Source organism: Bradyrhizobium sp. WCU1 (genome assembly GCF_053474805.1).
Genome location: NZ_CM130280.1, coordinates 5430678 through 5456763, shown reverse-complemented (window position 1 = coordinate 5456763; position 26086 = coordinate 5430678). Strand labels below are relative to the sequence as shown.

At 65.9% G+C, this 26086-nt stretch carries 23 protein-coding genes and 1 pseudogene; 9 read left to right on the top strand and 15 right to left on the bottom strand.

Features of this window, described 5'->3' with window-relative positions:
- Nucleotide 1 precedes the first annotated feature (1 nt).
- Together ACTUWL_RS25185 and ACTUWL_RS25180 are read right to left on the bottom strand one after the other, a co-directional pair.
- Complete coding sequence (locus ACTUWL_RS25185; RefSeq protein ID WP_021077253.1) at nucleotides 2-1021, bottom strand: patatin-like phospholipase family protein; 1020 nt, start codon at nucleotides 1019-1021, stop codon at nucleotides 2-4.
- Nucleotides 1022-1192: 171 nt separating this feature from the next.
- Nucleotides 1193-1933: an alpha/beta fold hydrolase gene (locus ACTUWL_RS25180; protein WP_021077254.1), complete on the bottom strand. Its 741-nt coding sequence runs from the start codon at nucleotides 1931-1933 to the stop codon at nucleotides 1193-1195.
- Between the two features lie 107 nt (nucleotides 1934-2040).
- Between ACTUWL_RS25180 and ACTUWL_RS25175 the strand changes: the two genes are divergently transcribed.
- Nucleotides 2041-2784, top strand: coding sequence for a sulfite exporter TauE/SafE family protein (locus ACTUWL_RS25175; protein WP_021077255.1), 744 nt, complete (start codon nucleotides 2041-2043; stop codon nucleotides 2782-2784).
- Nucleotides 2785-2814: 30 nt separating this feature from the next.
- Here the strand turns inward: ACTUWL_RS25175 and ACTUWL_RS25170 are convergent, their stop codons facing one another.
- The 4 genes from ACTUWL_RS25170 to ACTUWL_RS25155 all read right to left on the bottom strand — a co-directional run bounded on the left by ACTUWL_RS25170 (nucleotide 2815) and on the right by ACTUWL_RS25155 (nucleotide 9213).
- Nucleotides 2815-4200: an MATE family efflux transporter gene (locus ACTUWL_RS25170; RefSeq protein WP_021077256.1), complete on the bottom strand. Its 1386-nt coding sequence runs from the start codon at nucleotides 4198-4200 to the stop codon at nucleotides 2815-2817.
- An 84-nt stretch (nucleotides 4201-4284) separates the two neighbouring features.
- Nucleotides 4285-5988 (bottom strand): ABC transporter ATP-binding protein, encoded by a 1704-nt coding sequence (locus tag ACTUWL_RS25165; RefSeq protein WP_021077257.1) that lies wholly within the window; start codon nucleotides 5986-5988, stop codon nucleotides 4285-4287.
- Between the two features lie 354 nt (nucleotides 5989-6342).
- On the bottom strand, nucleotides 6343-7932 hold the full coding sequence (locus tag ACTUWL_RS25160; RefSeq protein WP_021077258.1) for a DHA2 family efflux MFS transporter permease subunit: 1590 nt from the start codon (nucleotides 7930-7932) through the stop codon (nucleotides 6343-6345).
- A gap of 48 nt (nucleotides 7933-7980) precedes the next feature.
- Nucleotides 7981-9213, bottom strand: coding sequence for an HlyD family secretion protein (locus tag ACTUWL_RS25155; RefSeq protein ID WP_021077259.1), 1233 nt, complete (start codon nucleotides 9211-9213; stop codon nucleotides 7981-7983).
- A 242-nt stretch (nucleotides 9214-9455) separates the two neighbouring features.
- On the opposite strand from ACTUWL_RS25155, the gene ACTUWL_RS25150 reads away from it, so the two are divergent.
- The 3 genes from ACTUWL_RS25150 to ACTUWL_RS25140 all read left to right on the top strand — a co-directional run bounded on the left by ACTUWL_RS25150 (nucleotide 9456) and on the right by ACTUWL_RS25140 (nucleotide 11515).
- Entirely contained in the window at nucleotides 9456-10100 is a 645-nt protein-coding gene (locus ACTUWL_RS25150; RefSeq protein WP_021077260.1) for a TetR/AcrR family transcriptional regulator, read from the top strand.
- A gap of 121 nt (nucleotides 10101-10221) precedes the next feature.
- Nucleotides 10222-11064 (top strand): GNAT family N-acetyltransferase, encoded by an 843-nt coding sequence (locus ACTUWL_RS25145; protein WP_021077261.1) that lies wholly within the window; start codon nucleotides 10222-10224, stop codon nucleotides 11062-11064.
- Nucleotides 11065-11221: 157 nt separating this feature from the next.
- Nucleotides 11222-11515 (top strand): hypothetical protein, encoded by a 294-nt coding sequence (locus ACTUWL_RS25140; RefSeq protein ID WP_021077262.1) that lies wholly within the window; start codon nucleotides 11222-11224, stop codon nucleotides 11513-11515.
- 169 nt (nucleotides 11516-11684) lie between these two features.
- Here ACTUWL_RS25140 and ACTUWL_RS25135 read toward each other — a convergent pair whose 3' ends face one another.
- From ACTUWL_RS25135 to ACTUWL_RS25105, 7 genes are all read right to left on the bottom strand, one after another.
- Entirely contained in the window at nucleotides 11685-14357 is a 2673-nt protein-coding gene (locus tag ACTUWL_RS25135) for a flavin-containing monooxygenase (protein WP_021077263.1), read from the bottom strand.
- Nucleotides 14358-14736: 379 nt separating this feature from the next.
- Nucleotides 14737-15441, bottom strand: coding sequence for an SDR family oxidoreductase (locus ACTUWL_RS25130; protein ID WP_021077264.1), 705 nt, complete (start codon nucleotides 15439-15441; stop codon nucleotides 14737-14739).
- A 91-nt stretch (nucleotides 15442-15532) separates the two neighbouring features.
- Nucleotides 15533-15727 (bottom strand): hypothetical protein, encoded by a 195-nt coding sequence (locus ACTUWL_RS25125; RefSeq protein ID WP_021077265.1) that lies wholly within the window; start codon nucleotides 15725-15727, stop codon nucleotides 15533-15535.
- 149 nt (nucleotides 15728-15876) lie between these two features.
- Nucleotides 15877-16260 (bottom strand): response regulator, encoded by a 384-nt coding sequence (locus ACTUWL_RS25120; protein ID WP_035650273.1) that lies wholly within the window; start codon nucleotides 16258-16260, stop codon nucleotides 15877-15879.
- Nucleotides 16261-16375: 115 nt separating this feature from the next.
- The gene (locus ACTUWL_RS25115) at nucleotides 16376-17593 is read right to left on the bottom strand and encodes an extensin family protein (protein WP_021077267.1); all 1218 of its coding nucleotides are present in this window, start codon (nucleotides 17591-17593) and stop codon (nucleotides 16376-16378) included.
- 59 nt (nucleotides 17594-17652) lie between these two features.
- The gene (locus ACTUWL_RS25110; protein ID WP_158267770.1) at nucleotides 17653-17814 is read right to left on the bottom strand and encodes a hypothetical protein; all 162 of its coding nucleotides are present in this window, start codon (nucleotides 17812-17814) and stop codon (nucleotides 17653-17655) included.
- 468 nt (nucleotides 17815-18282) lie between these two features.
- Nucleotides 18283-19074, bottom strand: coding sequence for a DUF2147 domain-containing protein (locus ACTUWL_RS25105; RefSeq protein ID WP_021077269.1), 792 nt, complete (start codon nucleotides 19072-19074; stop codon nucleotides 18283-18285).
- A 200-nt stretch (nucleotides 19075-19274) separates the two neighbouring features.
- Between ACTUWL_RS25105 and ACTUWL_RS25100 the strand changes: the two genes are divergently transcribed.
- From ACTUWL_RS25100 to ACTUWL_RS25080, 5 genes are all read left to right on the top strand, one after another.
- A complete protein-coding gene (locus ACTUWL_RS25100; RefSeq protein ID WP_106940290.1) occupies nucleotides 19275-20024 on the top strand; it encodes a DUF2147 domain-containing protein in 750 nt (249 codons plus the stop codon).
- A 115-nt stretch (nucleotides 20025-20139) separates the two neighbouring features.
- Entirely contained in the window at nucleotides 20140-21243 is a 1104-nt protein-coding gene (locus ACTUWL_RS25095; RefSeq protein WP_021081488.1) for an AraC family transcriptional regulator, read from the top strand.
- 129 nt (nucleotides 21244-21372) lie between these two features.
- Entirely contained in the window at nucleotides 21373-22020 is a 648-nt protein-coding gene (locus ACTUWL_RS25090) for an inner membrane-spanning protein YciB (RefSeq protein ID WP_021081487.1), read from the top strand.
- A gap of 124 nt (nucleotides 22021-22144) precedes the next feature.
- Entirely contained in the window at nucleotides 22145-22471 is a 327-nt protein-coding gene (locus ACTUWL_RS25085; protein WP_021081486.1) for a hypothetical protein, read from the top strand.
- Nucleotides 22472-22679: 208 nt separating this feature from the next.
- Complete coding sequence (locus ACTUWL_RS25080) at nucleotides 22680-24167, top strand: FecR domain-containing protein (RefSeq protein ID WP_291730356.1); 1488 nt, start codon at nucleotides 22680-22682, stop codon at nucleotides 24165-24167.
- A gap of 484 nt (nucleotides 24168-24651) precedes the next feature.
- Here ACTUWL_RS25080 and ACTUWL_RS25075 read toward each other — a convergent pair.
- Both ACTUWL_RS25075 and asd read right to left on the bottom strand, forming a co-directional pair.
- Nucleotides 24652-25068: pseudogene (locus ACTUWL_RS25075) on the bottom strand (NUDIX hydrolase); the annotation flags it as partial.
- Between the two features lie 135 nt (nucleotides 25069-25203).
- Nucleotides 25204-26073: an archaetidylserine decarboxylase gene (asd, locus tag ACTUWL_RS25070; RefSeq protein ID WP_021081483.1), complete on the bottom strand. Its 870-nt coding sequence runs from the start codon at nucleotides 26071-26073 to the stop codon at nucleotides 25204-25206.
- Nucleotides 26074-26086 lie beyond the last annotated feature (13 nt).

Genomic DNA, 26086 nt, shown 5'->3' with positions numbered 1-26086 from the left:
CTCAGCACTCCGTCAGCAGGATGTCGAGATCGGCCGTCGAACGCTGGCCAATATCCACGCCGTGCGCATCGAGGAATTCGCCGGCGGCGCGCCGTCCTTCCTCCTGCAGCTTGGCGACGAATGCCCATTCTGCATTGAGCTTGGACGACGAACCGAACGTCGCGAGCAAGTCGCTCTTGATCCGATGTGTCTTCATCTGCGCCCAGCGCGCCCCCTCGCCGGTGCCGGGATCGGCGACCTGACGGAGCAGCGCGATCATCCGCAGCTCCTTTGCCAGTGGCGAATTGAACGAGATTTCGTTGAGGCGGTTGAGGATATCAGCGGCGGAGCGCGGCTCCTCCGGCCGCTCGGTCGGATTGATCTGGACGACGATGGTGTCCCGCGCGTCGGTCTCACGGACCAGCGGCGTGATCGTCGGGTTTCCGGCATAGCCGCCGTCCCAATATGGCTCACCGTCGATCTCGACGGCCCGAAACATCGTCGGCAGGCAGGCCGACGCGAGCAGGACATCGGCGGTAATCTCCGCATTACGAAAGATTCGTCCGCGCCCCGTCCGCACGCGCGTGGCGGTCACGAACAGCTTGATCGGTGCGCGCGCGAGGCGCTCGAAATCGATGCTCTCTGCCAGGATCCGGCGTAGCGGATTGAAGCCGAGAGGATTGAGATCGTAAGGCGAGAGCACCCGCGATATCAAATCGGTGAAGAAATAGGCCGGAGAGTTGTCGAGCGACCATCGTCCCATCAGGCGGTCGAGCGGCGAGCGTTGCAGCGGACTGAACGCGGCGGCACGCGAAACGCTGCGCCAGTATTTTTCGAGGGCCTCGCGCGCGCCGGTGGCGCCGGCCGCGGCCCAGCCATCCGCCAGCACGGCGGCATTCATTGCGCCGGCCGATGTTCCGGAAATGCCCGCGATCTGAAACCACGGCTCTTCCAGCAGCCGGTCCAGGACGCCCCACGTGAACGCGCCATGCGATCCGCCACCTTGAAGCGCCAAGTCCACGAGTACGGGGCTTCGGTTCATCGGTCCACGCCCACATCGTTTCACGCCGCGCTCGGATTATGTCGCAGATCGCCTGAACAAGCGAGATCAAGTTGCCGTCGCCGTTGACGTCAAACGATGGTTCGTGACATCAGCTTTGCCCGACATTGTTCAAAAAAGCGACACACGGATACGGCGTCGGTAGACCTGCTGCTACCCAGCCTGGGCCGTGATCTCCTCGAGCATCGCCATCAGCGCCTCCGGCGCGGTGACGTTCGGCGAGTGGCTGGCGTCGATCTCGAAGTAGCGCCAGCCGGACTCGTGCTTCGTTCGCCTGGCAAACTGGCCGAACGTGTCGGCCTGCGTGGCACGGGTGGCATAGATATAACTGCGCGGCAGGTCGGTCTCGCCGCGCTTCAACTGCAGCTTCTGCTCGAAGCATTTGATCGGCATGTCGACCCTGCGCGCGGTCAGCCATTCGACATCTGCGGGAGACGTGTCCGGCGGCGTCGGCATCGGCGGAATGCGCCAGCCGTCGCCGTCGCTCGCGAGTTCACGCATGGTCTCGATGGCCGCTTCGTTGAGATCGAACAGCGACTGGCCGTCACGCGGCACGAAGGCGTCGATATAGATCATCTGCGCGATACGCTCGCGCACCCGGTCGGCGACGCCGGTCGCGACCATGCCGCCATAGGAATGGCCGACCAGCACGATGTCGCGCAGGTCTTCGTATGAAATGACGTTGAGCACGTCCTGGATATGCGCTTCCAGGTCGAGCGCCTGATGCGCAAGGTGCGCGCGCTCGCCGAGTCCGGTGTAGCTCGGCGTGATCAGCCGGTGCCCGGCGGCCTGCATCAAGGGATGCATCTTCTTCCACGCCCATCCCGCCGACCAGGCGCCGTGACAGACCAGAAAGGTTTTTGGCGGGTTCGCAGTCGACACACTTGCAGTCATGGGCACGCTTCCATTCCGATTATCGTTGATGAGCCGCGATTTTGAAGTGTACCCACAGCCACCGTCGTGTAAACGTCCCGGCAACGATCATAAGAACGAGATGAGGAATGACCACGGCGAGCTACGCCATACTGTTCTTCGGCGCGCTTGCCGGCGGTTTCGTCTCCGGTCTCGCCGGCTTCGGTACCGCGCTGATGGCACTCGGCATCTGGCTCTATGTGCTGCCGCCGACACTTGCGGTGCCGCTGGTGCTGGTCTGCTCGGTGATCGCGCAGGTTTCGACGCTGCCGTCGATCTGGAAGACGATCGACTTTCGCCTGGTCTGGCCGTTCGTCATCTGCGGCCTCGCCGGCGTGCCGATCGGCATTTTGCTGATCGCCCGCGCCGACCCCGACGTCTTCAAGCTGACGATCGGCGTCTTCCTGCTGGTGTTTCCGACCTTGCTGTTCCTGCAACGCAAGCCGATGTCGATTTCGTTTGGCGGCACATGGGCCGACGGCGCGATCGGATTTGCCGGCGGCATCCTCGGCGGCCTCGCCGGATTGTCCGGCCCGCTGCCGATCCTGTGGGCGAGCGTGCGCGGCTGGGGCAAGCAGCAGCGCCGCGGCGTGTTCCAGATCTTCAACTTCACGATCCTCGCCGCCGCGCTGCTGATCCAGATCGCAAGCGGGCTGGTGACGACGGAACTGATCTGGCTGACGGCCTGCGCATTTCCGGGAACGCTGCTCGGCGCCTGGCTCGGCTCGCGGCTCTATCACGCGCTCAGCGACCGCAATTTCTCCGACGTCGTGCTGGTGCTGCTGTTCCTGTCCGGCGTGGCGCTGGTGTGGAACGGGCTGGCGCCGCGATAATCAGCCGCCGTCGCAGATTGGCTGAGCCGGTCATCCGACCGGCTCGAGACCAGCGCGCTCCGGAGTGGCTTCCCGCGCCGGCGGCGCGAGACGCTTGCTGAGTTCGCGACGCAGCAACCACAAGCTCAGACCGGCCTGCAGCCACGTCGACACGATCGACAGGTACCACACGTGCTCGATCCGGAAGCCGGCACGCGTCGAGAGCCAGATCACCGGCACCGCATAGGCGAAGAGGCGCACGAACGAGCTCAGCAGCACCGGGCGGGTGTTGCCGAGGCCCTGGAACATGCTGTTGCAGGTAAAGACCAGCCCCTGCGCCACCAGATTCATGGACACGAAGTGCAGGAACTGGGCGGCGACCGCCATGGTCTCGCGATCGTTCGAGAAGCCGTCGAGCAACAGCCCCGGCTTCCACTGCGCGAGGATCGTGATCGCGATCATGACGACGGTGCCGATCGACACCGCCTTGATGAAGGTCTCCCGCACGCGCCCGGCATTGCCTGCGCCGAAATTCTGACCGGCGATCGGGCCGGCAGCGAGCGCGACCGCCAATGCCGGCATCTGGATCAGACCGAGCACGCGCGTCCCGATGCCGAAGCCGGCCTGGGCCGCCGGGCCGAAATCGCGCAGCACGTAATAGATCACGCCCATCCAGGCAAAGATCAGCGCGAACTCGCCGCCGGCAGGCAGGCCGACATTGAAGATGCGCGTCCACTGGCGGAGTTGCGGGCGCCACTGCGCGGGATCGAACCCGACATAGCGCTCCAGCTTGCGGAAATACGCGAACAACATCAGCACGCCGATGAGGACGGCGATCGAACTTGCCAGACCAGCCCCGGCAACGCCGAACGCATGACCGGTGCCCCAGCCCGCGATCAGCACCGGCGCCAGCGCGATGTTGATGATGACCGCGACCGCCTGCACCAGCATGCTGGGCCGCACGATGCCGGTCGCCCGCAGCGCTGACGCCATCACCTGAATGAGGAACTGCAGCGCCAGCGCCGGCATGAACCACAGCAGATAGGTGGTGCCCGCGTCAACGGTGGCCTGGTCGGCCGCGACCGCGCGCATGTAAGGGCGCGACAGCACGACGCCCGCGACCAGCGTCAACAGCCCGCACAGCACCGACAGCACGATCGACTGATTGAACACAAGATTGGCATCGGCGCGATCGGTGCGGCCCACGGCATGCGCGATCAGTGCGACGGTGCCGACGCCCAGCACTTGCATCAGCGCGTTGACGAGAAAACCCGCATTGCCGGCTGCCGCCACGCCCGCCACGGCGGCATCGCCGAGACCCGCGACAAAATAGAGGTCGACCAATTGACAGATCATGATCGTGATCATGCCAACCACGATCGGAGGCGCCATGGTCAATATGTGGCTCACGATGGAGCCTCGCGTGAGGTCTTTCATTACAATTCCAATCTCAAATCGATTCTCGTATCAATTCCGGCGCGTGGCTGAAGAACATGAGCCCATCAGCCACGCGCCCTTGCATCATTCCGCCGCGACCTCGCCGAACTCGGTCGCCTGGCGCTCGAACAGGCCGCGGTAGATGCCGCCCGGCCGCGCGGCAAGCACCTCGTGCGTGCCCTGCTCGACGATCTGGCCGCGATCGAACACCAGGATGCGATCCATGCTGCGCACCGTCGACAGCCGGTGTGCGATCACGATCGAGGTCCGGCCCTTCATCAGCCGCTCCATCGCCTGCTGGATCAGCGCCTCGGACTCCGAATCCAGGCTCGAGGTCGCCTCGTCCAGGATCAGGATCGGCGCATCCGCCAGGAAGGCGCGCGCCAGCGCCACGCGCTGCCGCTCGCCGCCCGACAGCTTGACGCCGCGCTCGCCCACCAGCGTGCCGTAATCCTTCGGCAGCCGCATGATGAAGTCGTGCGCATTGGCAAGCCGCGCCGCCTGCTCGATCGCCGCCATGCTGGCGCCCGGCCGGCCATAGGCGATGTTCTCCGCCAGCGTGCGATGGAACAGGATCGGCTCCTGCTGCACGATCGCAATCTGACTGCGCAGCGATTGCTGCGTCGCCTTGGCGATGTCCTGACCGTCGATCAGGATCTTTCCGCCGGAGACGTCGTACAGCCGCTGCACCAGCTTGACGAAGGTCGTCTTGCCGGAGCCGGAGCGCCCGACCAGACCGACGCGCTCGCCGGCATCGATGTCGACCGACAGCCCGTCATAGAGCGGCCGGCGATGGCCGCCATAGTGGAACGTGACGTCGTCGAACACGATGCGGCCGCCCTGGATGTCGATCGTCCCGGCATCGTCAGCATCGACGATGCCGAGCGGCTCGCCATGGATCTGCACCAGCTCCTCCATGTCGTTCACCGAACGCTGCAGGTTGTTGATGTGCATGCCGACATCCCGCAGGTAGGCGTGGATGATGTAGTAGCTGGTCAGCACATAGGTGACGTCACCCGGCGTGGCGTGGCCTTGCGCCCACAGCAGGATTGCGCCGCCGATCACCGACGCGCGGAAGCACAGCAGCACCACGAGCTGCGCCGTCGAGGTGTGGTTGTAGCGGAACCAGGTCCGCCGCACCCGCCGGCGCCAGCGGCTGATGACGCCGTCGAGCCTGCCATCCTCGCGCGCCTCGGCGCCGAACGACTTCACCACCGCGTTGCAGGTCAAGGCGTCGGCCAACGTGCCGCCGACCTTGGTGTCCCAGGCATTGGAGACGCGCGCGGCCGGCGCGACGTAATACACCTGGAACAGCATGGTCATCGCGACATAGATCACCGAACCGACCGCGATCACCGCGCCGAGCTGCGGCCAATGCATGCCGAGCAGGATCATCGAGCCGACCAGCACGATGAGCGACGGCAGCAACGCCATCAGGATGGTGTCGTTCAACAGATCGAGCGCCCACATGCCGCGTGTGATCTTGCGCACGGTGGAGCCCGCGAACGAATTGGCGTGCCAGTCGGTCAGCAGCGACAGCGCGCCGAGGCCGACGATGGCGCCGAACGCCAGCATCGCCGCATGGCGCGCCATCGCATCGGTGGCGCCCGCGGTCAGCGCGTCGACCAGATGGCCTGAAAATACCGGCATGAACAGGTCGGCAGCGGTCGCGCCGAGGAAGCCCGCGGTCACGGCGGAGGCGCGGAACGGCTGTTCCAGCCAATGGCGGAACACGAATGGCAGCACGATCCGGATCGCCGCCGGTCGCTTGGTCGTTTGAGTGGTCATGGTCCATTCCGGCCACGCTTTTGCAGCGCAAGCCGGCTCCATCTGGGGCAACGCGCGGACAGAATCCGGCCGCAGGCGTCGCTGAAAACAATCGGTAATGTGTTGGGAAGTTTGGATGATCGGGCATCGAGCCCGATCAGCGCCGGGACCTAATGCGCGAGAGCGCCCAGCAGCAACGAACGCGGGCGCACGGTCTGCGAAACAAACGACATCATGTGCATCTCCCCGGTTCGTGAAACGATGGCGCTGCTTATAAATGCATCATGCGCGATTGGCAAGATGACATCCGCGTGAGTGCGTCAATGTGTCGACGATGTCGGCTATTCACGCCAACGGGTGCACGCCGCGATCCACTCAATGCGCGTCGCCGCCGCCGGCGGCCATCGACGGCGGCTTGTTGACGAACAGCACCAGGAGGCTGAGCGCGACGTAGAACAGCGACAGCATGAAGAAGGCGTCGCCATAACCCATCACCGCGGCCTGGCGGTGCACGAGCTGCGAGAGCTGCTTCATCGCCATCAAGGTGGAGTCGCCCATGCCCTGCAGGCGCTGGGCGAAGTTGTTGAGGGTCTCCACCGCCATCGTATTGCCCCAGGTCACGCGATCCTGCAGCCGCGAGATGTGCAGATCGGTACGATCGTTGAGCACCTCGTTGATGACGGCGAGCCCGACCGCGCCGCCGAGGTTGCGCATCAGGTTGAACAGGCCCGACGCATTCTTGACGCGGTCCGGCTGCAGCGTCGCGAGCGCGATGTTGTTGGTCGGCACCATCGCGCACATCATGCCGATGCCGCGCAGGATCTGCGGCAGCAGCAGCTCGTAGAAATCGTACTCGCGGGTAATCCAGGTCATCTGCCAGGAGCCGAGCGCGAAGGTGACGAGGCCGAAAGCGATGATGTAGCGCAGGTCGACCTTCTGCATCAGCCGGCCGACCACCGGCGCCATGAAGAACATGGTCATGCCGGAGATGAACATGGTCTCGCCGATCATCAGCGCGCTGTAGCCGCGGATCTCGGCGAGATAGCGCGGATAGACGTAGGTGAGGCCGTAGAGCCCGACACCGATGCAGAACTGCAGCACGCAGCCGACCGCGAAGTTGCGGTTGGAGAAGGCGTAGAGATCGACGATCGGCTCCTCCGCGGTCAGCACCCGCCAGAAGAAGGCGATCGCCGAGACGAAGCAGATCGCGGCGCAGATCGCCACCGAGGTGTCCTGCAGCCATTCATATTGCGGGCCTTCCTCCAGCACATATTCGAGCGAGCCGAGGAAGCCGCCCATGAAGATCAGGCCCCACCAGTCGAAGCGGTCGAGCAGCGCGAAGTTGGGCTGATCGAAATCGACCAACGCCAGCACGCCGACGGTGATGATGACACCGGGCACGATGTTGATGAAGAACAGCCAGTGCCACGACATCAGGTCGGTGATGTAGCCGCCGACGGTCGGGCCCACGGTCGGCGCCAGCGTCGCGACCAGCCCGATGACCGGCGCCACGATATAGAACTTGGAGCGCGGGAAGATGGTGTAGGCGGAGGCGAACACCGTCGGGATCATGCCGGCGCCGAGGAAGCCCTGCAGCGCGCGCCACAGGATCATCTGCTCGATCGAGGAGGCAAAGCCGCACAGCAGGCTCGATGCCGTGAAGCCGAACGCCGAGATTGCAAACAGCAGCCGGGTGCCGAGCGCGCGCGACAGGAAGCCGGACAGCGGGATCGCGATCACCTCCGCGATCAGATAGGCGGTCTGCACCCACGACACTTCGGTCGACGACGCCGACAGGCCGGCCTGGATCTCGGTGAGCGAGGCCGAGACGACCTGGATGTCCAGGATCGCCATGAACATACCGAACACCATGATGATGAAGGCAAACAGCCGCTTTGGCTGGATGCGCTCGGAATCCGAAGCGCCGGTCATCATCGAGGGCGAGGCAGTGGTCGCGTCGGCCATGGGCTCATCAGGCTCCGAGCCTCGGACTGCGTCCGAAGCGTCAAGGCATCATTGCGGATGGATCATCATCGGCGAGTCGAGGTCGGTATCGGCGTCGGCATCGGCCGCGCCCTCGCTGGTGTCGACCGTGGTGTAGACCGACATGCCGGCGCGCAGCAGGCCCTGTTTGGCGACGCTGTCAGGCACGCGGATGCGGACCGGCAGGCGCTGCACGATCTTGGTGAAATTGCCGGTCGCGTTGTCGGGCGGCAGCAGGGTGAACACCGAGCCCGCCGCCGGCGAGATGCTGTCGACGATGCCGGTGAACTTGCGGAAGCCGTAGGCGTCGACCTTGATCGTCACCCGCTGTCCGGTGCGGATGCGCTTGAGCTGGGTCTCCTTGTAGTTGGCGTCGATGAAGACGCCGGCGAGCGGCACCACATTGCCGAGCCGCTGCCCGACATTGATGTAATCGCCGGTGTTGACCAACCGGTTGGAGAAGGTGCCGTCGACCGGCGCGCGCACCTTGGTGAATTCGAGATCGCGCTCGGCCTTGGCGAGCTGGGTCTGCAATTCGGCGAGCTGGGCGCGGGCCTCGGCCTGCTGCGCCTTGGTGACATCGACGTTGCTCTTTGCGGCGTCGTAGGCAGCCTGCGCCGACCGCACCGCGGCCGCGCCTTGATCACGGCCCGCTTCGGAGACTTCGAAGGTGGCGCGCGAGGCAAAGCCCTTGGTGCTCAGCGCCTGCTGGCGATCGTAATCGAGATCGGCGCGCTTCAAACCGGCCTGGGCGGAGACGAGCTGCGCCTGCGCCTGCTCGACCGAGCTTTCGGCCGCCGCGACCTGGCGACCGATGCGCTCGATCGTTGCCTGCTGGGTCGCGATCCGCGTGCGCGCGGCATCGACCGCGATGCGATAGTCGCCGTCATCGATCCGGAAGATCACATCGCCGGCCCGCACCAGCGCATTGTCGCCGGGCAGGATCGCCGCGATATGGCCCGCGACGCGCGCGCCGAGCATGGTGTTGTTGGCGCGGACATAGGCATCGTCGGTCGAGATGTAGAAGCGCCCGACCATCAGGTAATAGGCGGCATAGCTTGCGGCGGCGAGCGCGAGCAGGCCGACAATGCCCATCAACACGAATCGGCGCTTGCCGGATTTCGGCGCAGCGGTGGCGGGCGAAGCCGCCGGCTGCTCGGGCGCAGCAGCGGGTGGCGCTTCAGCCGGGCTCTTGGCTTCGTCGGCCCTCGCCTGCTCGCCGAGATCGGCCGATGCGTCGCGCGCCATCGCGTCCCCGGCCATCTCAGGCTCGGAACGAACAATGCGTGCAGCCTGATCTCGTGCTGCGGCCATAACCGAGGCTCCCCACAAAAAATCTTGAGGCCCGCGATGGCGGAATACGGGCCGTGCGGCGCATCGCCACTCCTTCCAATACCATTGACCGAACGGTTCGGTCAATCTATATTCCTACCCGGCGGTTTATAATGGTTCGATTGTCCCGTTGGTTCATTCCGGGTTGAGTTCTTTCGCGAGAAGCTAAATCAATGGTTGCAGCCCCCCGAACCTCGCTCCAAGCCGTCGGCGAGGAGGAATCTTCGAAACGCCGCCAGATCCTGGACGGCGCCCGCAAGGTATTCCTGGAGCTCGGCTTCGACGGTGCCAGCATGGGCGAGATCGCCCGCGCCGCCGCCGTCTCCAAGGGCACGCTCTACGTGTACTTCCCCGACAAGGCCGGGCTGTTCGCGGCGATCGTCGAGGAGGAAAAGCTCGAACAGGGCAAGGTCTCCTTCAACTTCGACCCGGCGCGCGACGTCGACACCACCCTCCCCGAGTTCGGCCGCGCCTATATCGCCTTGCTGTGCCGGCCCGGCGGCGGCTCGGCGATCCGCACCGTGATGGCGATCGCCGAGCGGATGCCCGAGCTCGGCAGCCGGTTCTACACCCATGTGATCGCCCACACCGTCGACCGCTTCGCCGCCTATCTGGAGGCGCGCGCCGCGCTCGGCGAACTCGTGATGGACGACACCCAGCTCGCGGCCTGGCAGTTCATGCAGATGTGCCAGGCGACGCTGTTCCAGGCATTCATCTTCCAGGCCAATCCGTCGCCCTCACCGGAGCGGATCGCGACCGTCGTCGACAGCGCGACGCGCGTGTTCTTCGCAGCGTACCGGCCGAAGCAAGCGAACTGATCTCTTCGTCATTGCGAGCCAACGGGTCGTGCGAACGCGCGCCCGATGGCTCGCAATGACGGGGACCTAAAGGCGCGCTACCATGGCCGAGCCCGACGCCAATTCGAGGTGATCATCTGCCATGAACGACCTCACCATCCGAAACATGCGGCCTGACGAGATCGCACTGGCGGTCGACTGGGCCGCGGCGGAGGGATGGAATCCCGGTCTCGCGGATGCGCCCTGCTTTGCCGCCGAAGACCCGCAGGGCTTCTTCATCGGCGAGCTCGACGGCGAGCCAGCGGCCGTGATCTCCTGTGTCAATTACGGCGCGCAGTTTGCCTTTCTCGGCTTCTACATCGTGCGCCCGGATCTGCGCGGCCGCGGCCATGGCCTGAAGATCTGGAATGCGGCCATCGCGCATGCGCGTCCGCGCGTGATCGGGCTCGACGGCGTGGTGGCGCAGCAGGCGAACTACCAGAAGTCAGGCTTCGCGCTGGCTTACGCCAATGTGCGCTACGGCGGCACGGTTGCCGCACCGTCGGCAGCAAACCCCAACATCGTCGCGCTCACCGATTTGCCCCTGGCGCAGATCGAGGCCGACGACGCCACGGTGTTTCCGGCCCCGCGCCCGGCCTTCCTGCGCGCCTGGATCAACAATTCGGGACATGTCGGGCGCGCGTTGATACGCGACGGCAGGCTCGCCGGCTGGGGCGTGATCCGTCCGTGCCGGAGCGGCCACAAAATTGGTCCGCTTGTCGCCGACAATCGCGCCGGCGCCGAAAGCATTCTCTCCGCATTGCTCGCGAGCGCGGGCGGCGGCGAGATATTCCTCGATGTCCCCGCGATCAATCGTGATGCCGTTGCGCTCGCGCAAGGCCTTGGGCTGTCACCGGTGTTCGAGACTGCGCGGATGTACACCGGCGCGATTCCTCCCTTGCGGATCGACCGCGTGTTCGGCGTCACGACTTTCGAGCTCGGCTAGCGCCGCCTGTGCGTTCAAATGACGCAGGATCGCAAACACGGTTCCTGTGAAGCCGCTCATAACGCGGTTATTCGACAACGCAATATACTTCTGGTTGAGCGAAGGAGCCAGCCCGGCGCACTTCCGCGCACTGTGCTCGTCCGCAAGGAGGTGTCATATGGCGTTCCTGTTCTTCAATTTCCGCAGCATGAGCCTCAGCGAGGCGCTCGCCAATGTCGGCGAACTCAAGGGCGTCGTCGCCAACACGCTGAAGCAGAGCGGCTTCACCGACGTCGTCAACACCCAGTCGGAGGTCGCCGGCAACAAGAACGGCGTTCGCGTGTCCATCCTGCATCTGCACAATGTCGATCGGCAGTTCTGGCAGGTGTTCATGGCCGGCGGCGATACCGCGGCTACCAAGCAGACGCTCGACGACGTCGTCAACAAGGTGGAGCACCTCGCCTTCCTGTAGGGCTCCCGGCTCTGATTGAAGCAAGACGTGCGAAATCCCCGCGGGTCAACCGCGGGGATTTGCGTTCCCTAAAGCGCGATGAGATTGGGTTGAATCGTCATCGCGCTTTAGCTCCTTGTTTGAGCATGATCTTTTCGGAAAACCGCTTCGCACTTTTCCGGATCATGCTCTAATTCGCCGCCGCGTTGACTTGCGGCGTGGCGACGTTGTCCTGCTCCACCTCCTCCGGCAGTCCGGCGAAGCGGCGCAGCGCCTTCGCCATCTTCACGCGGCCGGCGACGCCGGTGATGATGACGTCGACCATCACGAACGACGAGTGGAAGTGGCCGTTGCCCTTGAGTTGCTCGACCTTGACGCCGGCTTTCGCGAGCGCGTCGCCATAGGCATTGCCCTCGTCGCGCAGCGGGTCGAACTCCGCCGTCGCAATGAATGCCGGGGGCAGGCCTTCGAGCTTGCCGCGCAGCGGCGCGACGCGCGGATCGGTGCGGTCGGCCGGAGAGCAGTACAGGTCCCAGAACCAGAACATCAGCCCCCGAGTCAGGAAATATCCGGCTGCGTTGTCGACATAGGACTGGCGGTCGAAGGTCGAGTCGGTGACCGGGCAGATCAACAGCTGGCCTGAGATCTCGGGTCCGCCGCGATCGCGCGCGAGCTGGCAGGTAACGGCCGCGATGTTGCCGCCGGCGCTCCAGCCCGCGACCAGCACCGGCCCGGGCCTGCCGCCGAGCTCGTCGGCGTGGGCGGCGATCCAGCGCGTCGCCGCATAGCCGTCCTCGGCCGCGGCCGGGAAGCGATGCTCGGGTGCGTGGCGATAGCCGACGCTGACGATGATCATGCCGGTGCGCCGGCACAGATCGCGGCAGAACGGATCATCCGACAGCTCGTCGCCGAGCACCCAGCCGCCGCCGTGGAAGTACACCACGATCGGATGCGGCCCGGCCGTCGCCGGCCGGTACAGCTTGTAAGGCAGCGGCCCGTCCGCGCCCTGCAGCATGCCGGTGCCGACCTCGCCGACCGGTCGTCCTGCAGGACGGCCCTTGTTGAACTCGGTGAGGAAATCGCGCGCGCCCTGCGCGCCCATCGTCTCGATCGGCGGCAGGTTCATCTCCGCCAGCATGCCGAGCACAAGCCGCACGTCCGGCTGCAACCGCACCACCTCGCCGTCATTGCACTGCTCGGCAACGCCGGGACCGGTGAGCCTGAAGCCGAGCATGCCGCGGCCGACCACCTCGTTGCAGATGCTGCGATACGGGCCGACGCCGCCGGTATAGGGCATCACGCCCTGCGGCTTGCCGGGCACGTTGGCGCCCGTGTACCAGGTGTTGGCGAGCCGGTGCAGCGTCAGCGTCGCGCAGTCGGCCATGTGGCGTTCCCAGCCGGCCTGCGCGGTGTCGGTCGCCTCCATCGTAGTGAAGCCGGCGTCGCGCAGCGCGGCGATGCGTTCGACCACCCAGTCGACATGCTGCTCGATCGAGACCGCCATGTTCGACAGCACCGATGGGCTGCCGGGGCCGGTGATCATGAACAGATTGGGGAAGCCCGCGACGGTGACGCCGAGATAGGTCTGCGGTCCGTGCGCCCAGACGTCCGACAGCGACTTGCCGCCGCGGCCGGAGATCGGATGCACCGCCATGATCGCGCCGGTCATCGCGTCGAAACCGGTGGCGAAGACGATGACATCGACATCGAAGCTGCGCTTGTCGGTCGAGATGCCGCTCGCCGTGATCGCCTTGATCGGCTCCTGGCGCAAATTGACCAGCGTGACGTTCGGGCGATTGTAGGTCGCATAGTAATTGGTATCGAGGCAGGGACGCTTGGCGCCGAACGGATGATCGTGCGGGGCCAGCGCGGCGGCGATCTCCGGATCCTTGACCACGGCACCGATCTTCTCGCGGATCAGATCGGCGACCACCTTGTTGCCGTCGACATCGACCGCCTGGTCGGCCCAGAGCTGGCTCAAGATGTGGACGAGGTCACCCGCCGCCCACGCCTTCTCGAACCGCTCACGGCGCTCGGCGTCGCTCAATTGCCAGCTCACCACGGTCTGCTGCGGATAGGGCACGCCGGCCATCGACCAGCGCGCCTGCTCGCGGTAGGCTGCGCGATCGCTCTCGAAGAACGCCTTGCGATCATCCGGCACCGGACCGTTGCCGGCAGGCAATGCGAAATTCGGCGTGCGCTGGAACACGGTGAGTTGCGCGGCCTGCTCGGCGATCAGAGGGATCGACTGGATGCCCGACGATCCGGTGCCGATCACGGCGACGCGCTTGCCCTTGAGATCGACGCCCTGATGCGGCCAGCGGCCGGTGAAGTAGATCTCGCCCTTGAAATCTTTGACGCCGTCGATCTCCGGCGGCTTCGGCGACGACAGGCAGCCGGTCGCCATGATGTAGTAGCGGCACGAGACATTGGCGCCGTTATTGGTCGAGATCAGCCAGCGCGACGTCGCATCATCCCAGGTCGCCTGCGTCACCTTGGTGCCGAACCTGATATCGCGACGCAGGTCGTAGCGGTCGGCAACGAAGCCGAGATAGCGCAGGATCTCCGGCTGGGTGGCGTATTTCTCCGACCAGGTCCACGCTCGATCGAGCTCGGGATCGAAGGTGTAGCTGTAGTCGATGGTCTGGATGTCGCAGCGCGCGCCTGGATACCGGTTCCAGTACCAGGTGCCGCCGACGTCGCCGCCTTCTTCAAGCGCCACCGCCGAGAAGCCCGCCTTGCGCAAGCGGTGCAGCAGATAGAGACCGGCGAAACCGGCGCCGACCACCGCGACGTCGACTTGCTGCGTGGTTCCGCTGTGGGTGGAGTCCGAAGCGCGTGCTGCAACTGCTGCGTCTGGCATGCCATTCCTCCCGTATGTTTTGATTTGACGGAAGGCTAGCCCTGCCCTTTCAGTTTGTCATCACGACAAACGCAATCTGAGGTCGCCGCAATTGTGACGCCCGCGGCCTGTAGCAGGATGCGCAGCGTGTGGACGCAAGTGGCGACGAAGGATGTGGGGAGCGCAATAAACGGCGTCACACACTACAACGTCGTCCCGGCGAAAGCCGGGACCCATACTCCGTCGCGGATGTTGTGGGCGAGACGCGTCGTTCCACCGGCGCGCAACAATGACCATCGGTGGTTATGGATCCCGGCCTTCGCCGGCACGACACCGAATATTCAGTGCCGGTCGTGATCAAAAACTCACTTGCTCTAGATGACGGGTTGGGCACACGCCCTCAGATCGACCGCATCAGACCGCCATCGACGCGGATGTTCTGGCCGGTGATGTAGCCGGCGCCGTCGGAGACGAGGAAGGCGATGGTTGCCGCGATCTCCTCCGCCTTGCCGTAGCGCTTCATCGGCACGGCGTCGCGCCGCTCCTCGGTCGCCGGCAGGCTGTCGATCCAGCCCGGCAGCACATTGTTCATGCGGACATTGCTGGCGGCGTAGCTGTCGGTGAACAGCTTTGTGAACGCGGCGAGCCCGGCGCGGAACACCGCTGACGTCGGAAACATCGCGCTCGGCTCGAAGGCCCAGGCGGTGGAGATGTTGACGATCGCGCCGGACTTCTGCGCCTGCATGTGAGGTGCGACCAGGCGCGTCGGACGGATCACGTTCATCAGATAGACGTCGAGGCCGGTGTGCCACTGCTCATCGGTCAGTTCGAGCACGCCGGCGCGCGGGCCGTGACCGGCGCTGTTGACCAGCGCATCGATGCGGCCCCAGCGCGCCATCACGCCGTCGACGGCGCGCTTCAGGTCGTCGTTCGAGCGGTTCGAGCCGGTGAAGCCGAGGCCACCGAGTTCACTCGCCAGCGCCTCGCCCTTGCCGGACGACGACAGGATCGCGACGCGAAAGCCATCCGCAGCCAAACGCCGCGCCGCCGCTGCGCCCATGCCGCTGCCGCCCGCGGTGACGAGTGCGACCTTCTCCAAAGCCATGATCTGATTTCCCATTTGATGACGAAGTTGACGCAAGGTCTATCATCTGGGATCAGGCAGCGCGACACCCGGCCTGCCGCACGATGGCGCACTACTTCCTGAACACCTGTTTCGATCCGGCGTCGAACCTGGCCACCGGCCGGTCCATCTGCCACAGCTCGATGTCGTGGGCGTCGACGAGACGGCCGGCCGACGTGATGGCCTGGTCGTCGTCGGCGCAATCCATGTTGACCACGCCGATGGATCGGCTGTGTTGCCCAACGATATATGCGCGATAGGTCGTCATCTTCGTTCTCCGGCCGTTGCGAACTCCGCCGCAGCGATGCCCGAGCGCGAAGATGAGCTTGAGGATGTATGAATTCGAGAAGGTCTGCTTCGACTTCTTATAAGCGCGGAATAAGTAGCGGCCGCGTCACGGGCCGATCGAATCAGCCGTCAGGCCGGCGCGCCGTTCTTGAGCAGCTTCGCGATGGCCGCAACCAGCTCATCGGGCGAGAACGGCTTGTTCAGCAGCACGCTGTCCGGCACGCCCCTGGTCGGCCACTCGTCGCCGCCACCGCCGGTGATGTAGAGCACCGGGAACGATGGATCGATCTCGCGGGCACCACGCGCGACACGCCAGCCGTCGAGCCGGCCGAGCAGGCGGATGTCGGTAACCAGCGCGCTGTACTTGGTGCGGAATGCCTTCAGCAACGTCAACGCTTCCTCGCCCGAGCCTGCGATCGCCGGCTCGTAGCCGCCGTCCTTCAGGGCGTCTTCCACCATCATCTGAAGATCACGATCGTCTTCGATGACGAGAATGATCGGAGCGTCTTGCAAAGCTATCCCCCAGAAATCAGCCGGGCGCGCTCCCGGCTCCGAAGCATATGCAGCATAAAAGTGGCCACCGTTTGCACGGTGTCACCCAGTAAAAATACGGGTATCAGACGCGTGTCTATTCGTCGGCGAATTCGTCTTCTTCGTTGACCCCCGCTCTACCCCGCGGAGCCGGCTTTCTGCCGCCAAGCGATCCTGTGACATAAGGTTCGCGCGTTGCATAGGGGTTACGGCCGCCGGCGCGCGCCGCGACCTCTTCGCCGGAGACCGCGGCGGGCTGGCAGATCAGGCGCCGGCTGGCCCGGCGCATCAGGTCCACATGGATGTGGTCGTAGTGATAGACGTTGGAACCCGGTGCCAGCACGGTGGTGAATTGCTGGCAGGCGGCGGCCTGGACATCGCGCAGGAAGCCCTGCTCTTCCGGCAGGCCCTTCCAGCCATCCTTCACCGAGACGCGGCGGCCATCGGACAGCGTGAAGGCTGCGATGTCGAGCGCATTGCCGAAGGCGTGCTCAGAAATATGCGCGTGCGAATTGCCGTTCATGCCGCGGCACGAATAGGCCGAGATCTGCTTGATCTCGACGACGCGCGCGCCGAACCAGCGCTGCGCCGCCGGCTGCACGGAATCGGCGAGCCAGCGCTCGAGCACGGAGACGATCGGGCACGCCAGTGTCGCCGCCGGCTTCACTGCGACCGGGCCGACCGTCATCACCGGATTGCCGTTCGACGGACCGAGCCGCGGCGGCGATGGCGCGCCGGGCGGCTGCTGCGAATAAGGCGCCGGTGAATACGGCGCGGCTGCGCCCTCGCGCTGCGGATTGCGCGGCAGGCCTGGATAATAAGGTCGCTCGCCGCTTGCCTCGGGCGACCCGTCCGGCGGCAGGTCGATCTCGCCCTGCTGCGGCGGCACGCCGGGCGCCGACAACGAGACCGGCCCGTTCGGCTGGCTGCCATAGTTCGGCTGGCCGACGGCCTGATCGGAATATGGCGCCTGCGCGGGCCCCGGACTGGGCTGACGGTTGATCGGCCAGCGCGGCTGGCCACCGACCGATGCCGGCGGACGCAGACTGTCATCGGCAAATCCATAGGCTGAACTGGTTTCGCCGAGGGCTGCGACCTTGAGCGGGAATTCGGCGCCGCAGACGCCGGGGCCGGAAATCGGATCGATGCGGACGAGGTCGGGCCCTTCCTTGACCGCACCTGATTTCAGGCAAGCGGCCTCGGCCTCGGCCCGCCACGGTTCGCGCTCGGCGGTCTGGAACAGACCACGGCCGCAACCAGCAAGCGACACAAGGACAAGGGAGCCGACGAGATACAAACGAACTCCACGCGTCATGGCGCGGAGGTTCTGCGAATTTGATTAAAGACTCTTCAACGCATTTCGACTGAATGATTTCAGCTGCTTTTAACCATGCGCGGCTTGCGGCGTAATGCTTGTTGCGTCAACCACTGACACGCGCTCTGCATCACGACGTAGAAGCGCAAGGAGATCGCCGCTCGTGTCGCGATGGAGAATGCCTTGGCATTCAGCATCCGTGTCCGGCGCAGGAAATTCATCTATAGGTAGCAGTTCCTGCCACAACAACCCGGATCGGGAACTGACAGGCGGTATCCGGTACTGCTGGCGCATACGTTCTGCGCAACGCCCTGGAAAATATTTGGTGCCGCTTCAACGCCTTGATTCGGCATCCGTTTGAACCGCACATCGCAATGCGGCATCGCTCGGAAACTCCGGCCGGACAGCACCGCTGACTTTATCCGCCAGGAACCACTTGCTAGCTTTTGCGTTAATGCGGGCAGCGTTGTGAACCAAGGGAGTTTCCCAATGGATTTCGCGAGTCCTCTGCTGAGCAAGCTGAGCATTGTGGCCGCGTACATCGCGTTCGCCTTCGTTGGCGCCATCATTCTCGGCGTGTTCTAGACAATCAGACAGGCGATGAGTTCAGCGCCCGGCGGCCGTCCCCCCGCCGGGCGCTTTGCGTCACCGATGAAGGCATCCGGTTACAAATTTGGACAGCTGCGCACTCAGGTGCGCGGCTCACCCCGGAGCTGCCCCTGCGTGATCACCCGCGCCCGCGAATGCCAGACGCGGACCCAGTCGACGCCGCTGCAATAGAAGCGGCCGAGCACGCAGGATTCGACGCGCAGTTTGTCCGCGCCCTGCACCGCGATCGTGCCGTAACGGATGATGCCGCTGTCCTGGCTGTAGACACCGCCCTTCCAGCGCGCATCCTGCTTCGGCTTCATGTTGATCAGCACCGCTTCGCCGAGATCGCGCGTGGACCTGTCGAGCGCGTAGCCGCACAGCGCGTTGCCGCAGAGGCGAATGCGGACCAGGTCGTTGGCTTCGGTCTGCCAGTCGCCGATCGGGCCGTCGTCCGGCTCGTCGACCTCGCGCGAGACTCGGATCAGCGGCGGCACCGGACCCGCAGGCACGGCGGCCGGCGGCGGAGCTGCGACGGCCGGCGGCGGCTCGGGCGTCATCACGCGCGTCGGCGCCGGCGGTGGTGGCGCGGCAACAGGCGGCGGCACGGCGGGAGCGGGCTTGTACACAATGATCGGCGGCGGTGCTGGCGGCGGGCTTGCGGCCGGCGTAACCGGGATCGCTGCGGGCGCGGGCACCGGATTCAACATGCGACCGTTGTCGCCACCATCGTCGCGCCTGGATCTGTCAGACACCGAGACGCAGGAGAGCGAGCGACACCGCGCCGAATCGAGATGGACGCGGTGGCCGCCGATCGAAAACGAGAGCCCCTCGCCGGCATAGGCGAACGGCGCGAACAGGGTCAGCGCGACGAGCAGGCAGGTGCGCTTCATCGAAGCCTCCAGAACATCCGACGACGCTTAGGGATGCGGTGCTCACGGCGCAGTGACTTGCATCACCATGGCAATTTCTCCCCGCCGCGGCGCGCCTTCGGCTGCGTCCGCCGGCGTGATGTGGATCACAGAACCTGGCCGCGCGGCCGCGTAGCGTCCGGACCAATCGATCCACCCCGCCCCACGCCACGGAGACCCAGATGAAGAAGCTCGTTGCGATCGCCGCGCTGCTGATGGCCACCACATCGGCGCATGCCGGCGGCACCGGCATAACCTTCGAGATCGACGGCCAGCGCGTGCATGTCGAGGCGCCGCGCAATTGCAGCGCGCTGTCCTGCATCCGCATCTCGGCGCCGGGCTATAGCGGCACGATCGGCGGCATCAGCAAGAACTTCGGCTCGAAGTCCGATGATGCTGAGGACGTCGCCGCGACGAGCTCGCCGCCACCGGCGCCCACCCCCGCGCCGGCTCAGGTCGCAGCGCCGCAGCCGGCCGCGCCGGTCGCCGCCGCGGTCCCGCCGCCTCCTCCGCCCCCGGCAACGGTTGCGACCGCCGCCCCTGCGCCGGTCGATGCCACCCCCGCTGCGACCGCACCGGCCCCGGTCGCAGCGCAGCCTTCGCCGCAGCCGCAGGCCGCGCCGGTTGCCTCAGCGCCGGCAACGGCGCCGACCGGACCGATCGGCGTCTGGGCCACGGAGGAGAACAAGGGCAATGTCCGCGTCGAAGCCTGCGGTGCCAGTCTCTGCGGCTATTCCGAGAAGACCAACGAACGCATTCTGATCAACATGAAGCCCGACGGCGGCAAATGGAGCGGCCGCATCCACGATCCCGACTCCGGCCGCAACTACGACTCGACGATCGCGATGAAGGGCCCGAATGCGATGCGCGTGCAGGGCTGCGCCTTCGGCGGCATGTTCTGCGGCGGCCAGACCTGGAAGCGGGTCAGCTGAACCGCAACTGACATCAGATTTTTGTGGTTGCCCCGGCGGTCGCTTCATGCGGACCGCCGGGCGCGCTATAAGCGTCGCAGTGTCGAGGTTGATTTGAACCTGCAGGCGGCTTGCGATGGCGATGACGGCTCTTGAACTCGGTCTGCGAGGCGCGGTGGTCGCGCTGTTCCTGGTGGTTTGCGCGGTGCTGCTGCTGCGCTACGCGGCAGTCAATCGCGCCGCAAGCCTCGGCGCCGCGATGGGCGCGGCCGGCGCGGCCTATGCGATTACGACCGCCCCCTTCTTTCCCGCATCATCATTCGGCTGGAGCTCACCGTTCGTCGCCTTCGCGATGGGGTCTCCGGTGATCTTCTGGCTATGGGCGCGCGCGATGTTCGAGGAGCGGTTTGCCCTGCGCCCTTGGCACGCGGCGGTGTGGACGCTGGTCGCCGGCCTCGGCGTCGTGAGCCATAGCGGCTGGACCATGTCGCCCGCGCTCGCAGCAGGCTGCGGCCGCACGCTGGCGCTGGCGACGATCGTGTTCGCGCTGCTCGGGATGGCGCAGCTGCCGAGGGGATGGCGCACGGCCGTGACGACGGCACGCGGGCGGCTGTTGATCGCGCTGGTCGTCGGCATCGGTCTCCAGATGACGTTCGCCGCCGCGGCCGGGTGGGCAGCGCTTCCGACCCGCTCGATCGACCTCAGCGCCGCACTCGCCCTTACCGCATTCGCGCTGATCGCGATCTGGATGATGCTGTTCGATCCGCCCGAGAACCAGCCGGCCGTCGCCGGCGCGGGAAACGGACCGGCCGCGCGGCAGGCGCGCCCGCTCGCGCATGCCGGCCCGCCGGCCTCGAGCCAGGCCGCGCTCAATCACCTCAGGCATCTGATGGCGACCGAGCGAACCTATCGGCAGGAGGGGCTGACCATCGGCGTGCTGGCGGTCAAGCTCGGCATGCCGGAATACCGATTGCGCACCCTGATCAATGACGGGCTCGGCCACCGGAACTTCAATGCCTTCCTCAACCGCTATCGGCTCGACGAGGCCAAGGCGGCGCTCGCCGATGCGGGCCAGGCCGAGGTACCGGTGCTGACGATCGCGCTCGATGCCGGGTTCCAGTCGTTGGCGCCGTTCAACCGCGCCTTCAAGGCGGACACCGGGCTGACGCCGACCGAGTTTCGCCGGCAGGCGATCGCCGGGCAAACCGCGGATGCGGCGGAAATCGCGCGGTCGGGGTGAGAATTCGCTCCTCGATTTCAGAAATCGATAGGCTTGCAGCCCCACAATCTGCCTAGCTGCTCCGACGCAGGCGCCGCGTCGCGGCAAGGCGTGATCAGGCATGACAAGGCAAGCGGAGCGCGACCACCGATGAAGCATTTCCTCACCGCGGCTAGGCTGCTGGCCCTCGACCTGGCGTCGACCCTTGTCTTTCTCGTTCTGTTCCTGGTGACCCACAACACCGCGCTCTCGGTCGGCCTCGGCATCGCGTTCGGCGTCGTGCAGATCGGCCTCCAGATCATGCGCGGCAGGCGGATCGATACCATGGAATGGCTGAGCCTGTTCCTGGTGGTTACCGCGGGCACCGCGACGCTGCTCACCAACGACCCGCGCTTTGTGCTGTTCAAGCCCAGCGTGATCTACGCCATCGTCGGCGTCGTGATGCTGAAGCGCGGCTGGCTCAACCGCTATCTGCCCGAGATCGCACAGAAAGTCGTGCCCGATGTCGCCGTCAAGGTCGGCTATGTCTGGTCGGGGCTGATGTTCGCCTCCGCCGCGGTCAACGCCTTCGTCGCGCTGACCTGCGAGATCACGACCTGGGCCGTCGTGATGCCGATCTTCGGCATCGTCAGCAAGGTCGTGGTGTTCCTCGGCGGCTTTGCCGCGCTCCGCCTCACCGCAAGGCGCCGCATCCGCGCCATGCCCGAGGCCGAACGCGAAGCCGTGCTCGCGCTCGAGCGTGCTCCGGAGGCCCGCGCTGCCGTCACGGCCGATCTCACGCCGTCCGCGAGTGGTTAACGAAACAAACCGGCGCGCGACGAAACCATTTTGCCGGGCGCATGAAGAATCGCTGAAACCAAGCCTGCCTAGTGATGCTCCCGACGACGCGCTGCATCGGCGCGATCACCACAAGGGGGACAAGATGGCTTTCACCGCTTCCGCGCTCCGTCACGGCAAACTGCTGGCGGCAACGGCGTTCACGCTCGGTCTGTTGACGTCCGCGTCCTATGCCTACACCGACGAGCAGCAGCAGATGTGCACCGGCGACGCGATGCGGCTGTGCAGTTCGGAAATCCCGGATGTCGATCGCGTCACCGCCTGCATGGTGCGCCAGCGCGCGCTGCTCAGCGACGGCTGCAAGGCCGTCTTCCACTACGTGCCCCCTGCGGCGGCCGCGCAGCCCGCAAGCTACACCCCCGCGGCCAAGCCGGCGAAGCCACTCAACATCACTCCTCACAAGCGCGGATAACCAAAACCCCAAGCAGCGACCGGGCACCGCGCTTCCTGTCGGGGGCGCGGTGCTTGATCGTTCTGGTCCGCCATGACAACAAGGCAGGACCGTTCATTCGGCATTCAGCCTGACGCGGCTCAATTGCCGATCCCCAAGGCCTCCCCGGGAATCGATGGTGATGCGCCGCACCTTTCTCTTTGCGCTCCTGCTTGGTGCCGGCGTCGCCATGGGTTGGCATACAACCGCCGATGCCGCGCCCGAGCTGACGCAGCTTGCACAAGCACAGCCTGCTCCGGCCCCCGCTCCTGGCGCGGCGCCGAGCGCGACGCCGGCCGCGCCCGCAACCGCTGCTCCGGCCGCGACGCCGCAGGCCACCGCGCCCGAGCCGATCGGCAACGTCGCCACGCTGACCGGAACCGCGACGGTCACGCGCAACAACACCACGACGCCGCTGCAGATCCGCGACGACATATTCGCCAATGACGATGTCGCCACATCGGCAACCTCCTCGCTCGGCATCACCTTCAACGACGGCACCACCTTCAACCTGCGCGCCAATGCCAGGATCACGATCGACAATTACGTCTATGAGGATGGCGGCCAGCAGAACAGCGCGCTGTTCAACGTCGCCAAGGGAACGGCGGCGTTCGTCGCCGCCGCCGTCGCCAAGACCGGCAACATGAAGATCTCGACGCCGACCGCAACCCTCGGCATCCGCGGCACCACCGGCCTTGTCGAAGTGCCCGAAGGCGCGCGTGCGACCAGCAACAATGTCGGCATCAAGCTCTATCCCGACGCCGACGGACATGTCGGCCGCATCGAGGTCAATGACCGCAGCGGCGCCTCGCTCGGCGTACTGACGCGCGGCGCCAGCGGTTTTGCGATTCGTCCCGGCACCGGCGGCGCGCGCTTTGCCGCGGTGCCGTTGACGATCTCGCCGCAGCAGATGACGCGCGACCAGGGTTTCGTGCGCGCGGTGCATTCCGCGCAGACGCTGGGCCGCCAGGTCGTGACCGAGCAGCGCGACTTCCGCAGAGCCAATCCCGATTTCCGCCGCACCAATCCGGCCGCGCCCTATCCGAACCGCGGCCAGCCGGTGCAGCCGAACCCGCAGCGCCAGAACGGTCTGCCGGGCCAGAACCGCAACGGCCCGCAACCGCCGGCTCAGCAGAATCGGCCGGGCCAGTTGCAGCAGCCCGGTCAGCCGAACCGTCCCGGCCAGCCGCAGCAACCGGGCACGCCCGGCCGCCAAGGTGCGCAACAGCCAGGCTCGCAGCAGCCGGGCACGCAGCAGCAAGGCGGCGCACGGCACGCGCTGCCCGGCCAGCCCGGCGGCACGACGCTGCCGCATGCGCCCGGCGTCCAGACGCCGGCCGGCCAGCAGCCTGCTGGACAGCAACCGGCGCGACAAGGCGGCGCCACGCAACCCGGCGCTCAACAGCCGCCGGCACGTCAAGGCGGCCAGCAGCCCGGACGCACGCAGGCGCCGGGCGGCGTGCGCCAGCCCGTGCAACCGGGCCTGCCGCGACAGGGCACGGCCCAGCCGGTGCCGCAGTCACCTGGCCAGCCGCGACCCGGCCTTCAGCAGGCTGCACCGGGCGCGCGTCCGGACCTGCAACGGCCCGCAGCGCAGGCGCGTCCGGCCTTCCAGCAACGGCGCGCACCGCCACCGCGCGCGGCAAAGCCGCCGCCCAAGAGCAAGCGCCACAATTGATTGGAAGCGCGCCGCGTCAGGCCGCGCGGCGCAGCCAGTCGCGCACGCGTTCGATCAGGTTCTTGCGCAGGATGGGCTGATCGGCCGTGGCCGCGGCTTCGATCTCGCGCGCGGATGACGGCTGCTCATCCGATGCAGCGACCGCCACGACATACTCGGTCTCCACCACTTCGCCAGCATCCGCCGCATGGTTGGGCACCATGGCCGGCCGATCCGGCTCGGCATCGACAGTCGGTGTCTCCGCGAGATCTGACGGCTCCGGGGTGACTGACACGTCAACTGGCAGTGACGTGTCAGCCGCGATCGGCGTCTCGGCGACCTCGGGCACTTCAGTGAACTCCGGCAGTTCAGTGAACTCCGGCCGATCAGCGATCGCAGGCGTATCGACGACGACGGGTGCGTCAACGGCCGGCTCTTCCGCGGCAACGCGCGCGCGGCGGCGTTCGGCGGCGGCGACCCGCAGCCGCGCACGGCGCTCGCGCTCCGCCTGCGCCGCAGCCTGCAGCGCGATCGGGCCGACATTCTCCAGGAACATGCGCTCATAGCTGCGCGACAAACGGTCGAGCGCCGCGTCCAGCGGCAGCCAGTCGACTTCCCTGATGTCGCTCATCAACTCGCGCACCGGTCGGCCGCCGGCATCCATGCGCCAGTAGTGCACCACCTTGGAGCGCCCGCCGGACTCATAGACCAGCGTGCCGAGGAATTCGTGCACCTCGACGGCGTGGCCGGTTTCCTCCAGCACCTCGCGCTCGGCCGCGGCGCGCGCCGTCTCACCGTCGTCGAGCTTGCCCTTCGGCAGCACCCACTCATTGCGCTTGCGCAGGCGCACGACGGCAAAGCGCGGCGGCGTCTCCCGCCGCAGCACGATGCCTCCCGCCGCCAGAACAGGCGTCCGCGCCATCTCATATCCCAAAGGTTTGCGATTTAGGATCGTCGCTCGACGATCAACGCCATTCTAAAGCATGATCCGGAAAAGGGGAAACCAGTTTTCCGGGCAGATCATGCTCAAACAATGACACGCGAGGGAAAAACCCGATCAAATCACAGGCTTTCGCAGCAGCGGTTCGCCGCATTTGATCCGCGTTCCCTCAACGACATTGTCGCAGAACTCGAAATTGCCGGGCGCGAGCACGATGATGGTCGAGCCGTGCTCGAACCAGCCGAGTTCATCGCCTTTCTTCACATGCGCGTCGCAGGTGAAATCCACCGGCCCCCGCGACTGCGCGTTCAGCGTGACATCGAGGAAATGCAGGCGAAGGCTTGCCACCAGGATCGCGGCGACCGGAACCAGGGTCAGCGCCTCGCCGGTCGGCAGTTTTGCGCGCAGCACCGCGCGCTCGTTCTTGCAGAACAGCCGCTCGACCCGCTTCAGCGCGATCGGATTGACGTTCCAGACGTCGCCATGGATGAACGTCACCTTGTCGATGGCAAGATCATACGGTGCGTGGAAGCGGTGATACATGCTCGAGGTCAGCCGCAGCGTGACGAAGCGGCCGTTCTTGTGCTGCTCCACCAGCGCGGGATCGCCGAGCAGATCGAGCAGCGAATAGGGCGCTCCCTTGACCTGGAACAATTGAGTGTCCTCGATCCGGCCATGCGCACCGATGATGGCATCCGACGGGCTCGCGATGATGGCAGGATCGGCCACCGCCGGGCGCAGGCCGGGCTTGAGCTCGCGGGTGAAGCAATCGTGCAGGCTCTTGAACTCGGTCTTCTTCGCTTCCGACAGATCGAGGTCGGAGAACAGCTTCCAGCAGGCGATCGAGGCATCGCGCACCAAGGGATTCTCGACCTTGGAGAACCAGCCCATGAAGCGGGTCAGCGCCGCCCGCGGAATCCGGTTGGTTAGCAGGAAATTGAGGTCCTCCTGCTGGGTGAATGCCGAGATCAGGCCCTTGACTGTCATGAATTTGTTAGGT